Here is a 1132-nt window from a genome sequence, read left to right as displayed (position 1 = left end):
CTAGTGTCCTGAGTCATTAATTGCGGCCTAGTTGTTAGACTAGGTCGTGCCGACTCCTCATGCCGCTGAGATTGTGTTGTCCGCTGATGAGCGGGCCGAGTTGGAGGGCTGGGCGCGGCGACGTACGAGTGCTGCCGGCCTGGCCATGCGGGCTCGAATTGTGTTGGCAGCTGCCGATGGTGGGTCCAATACTGAACTGGCCGATCGCCTGGAGTTGTCGATCGGCACGGTGCGGCGCTGGCGCAATCGGTTCGCTGAGCTGCGACTGGACGGCCTCGTTGATGAACCACGTCCGGGTCGGCCGCGGGTTGTCGGTGACGAGCAGATCGAAGCGTTGATCACCGCGACGTTGGAGACCACCCCGCCTGATGCCACCCATTGGTCAACCCGCTCGATGGCTGCCCATCTGGGGTTGAGTCAGTCGATGGTCTCGCGCGTCTGGCGAGCGTTCGGACTGGCTCCCCACAAGCAGGACTCGTGGAAACTGTCGAAAGACCCGCTGTTTGTGGCCAAGGTCCGCGATGTCGTCGGGCTGTACCTGAACCCACCGGAACGGGCCTTGGTGCTGTGCGTGGACGAGAAAACCCAGATCCAGGCACTGAACCGGACCCAACCGGTGTTCCCGATGTTGCCCGGCACCCCGGCGCGGGCCAGCCATGACTACGTTCGCCACGGCACCTCCAGCCTCTACGCCGCTCTCGACCTGACCACCGGCAAGGTGATCGGCGCCCTGCACTCTCGCCACCGAGCCACGGAGTTTCTGGCTTTTCTCAAGAAGATCGACGTCGAGGTCCCCGACGATCTTGATGTGCACTTGGTTCTCGACAACGCCTCCACGCACAAGACCCCTGCGGTAAAACGTTGGCTGACAGGCCATCCCAGATTTGTCCTGCACTTCACCCCGACCAGCTCGTCCTGGCTCAATCTCGTGGAACGCTGGTTCGCCGAGCTGACCACCAAGAAGCTGCGACGCTCCACCCACACCTCAGTTCGGCAACTCAACGCCGACATCCGAGCGTGGATCGACACCTGGAACGACAACCCCAAGCCCTACGTCTGGACCAAGACCGCCGATCAAATCCTGGCCAGCATCGCCAACTACTGCGCCCGAATTAATGACTCAGGACACTAG

The 1132-nt window shown here is 61.9% G+C and carries 1 protein-coding gene; it reads left to right on the top strand.

The genetic code is table 11. The features are described from left to right. The first annotated feature begins 46 nt into the window (after positions 1-46). A complete protein-coding gene (locus tag ASJ79_RS24430; RefSeq protein WP_003887303.1) occupies positions 47-1132 on the top strand; it encodes an IS630-like element ISMsm2 family transposase in 1086 nt (361 codons plus the stop codon).

Origin of the sequence: Mycobacterium sp. NAZ190054, assembly GCF_001545925.1 — a bacterium.
Classification (GTDB): Bacteria; Actinomycetota; Actinomycetes; order Mycobacteriales; family Mycobacteriaceae; genus Mycobacterium.
The sequence above is the reverse complement of the archived record's forward strand: the minus strand, read 5'-3'. Positions and strand labels throughout refer to the sequence as shown.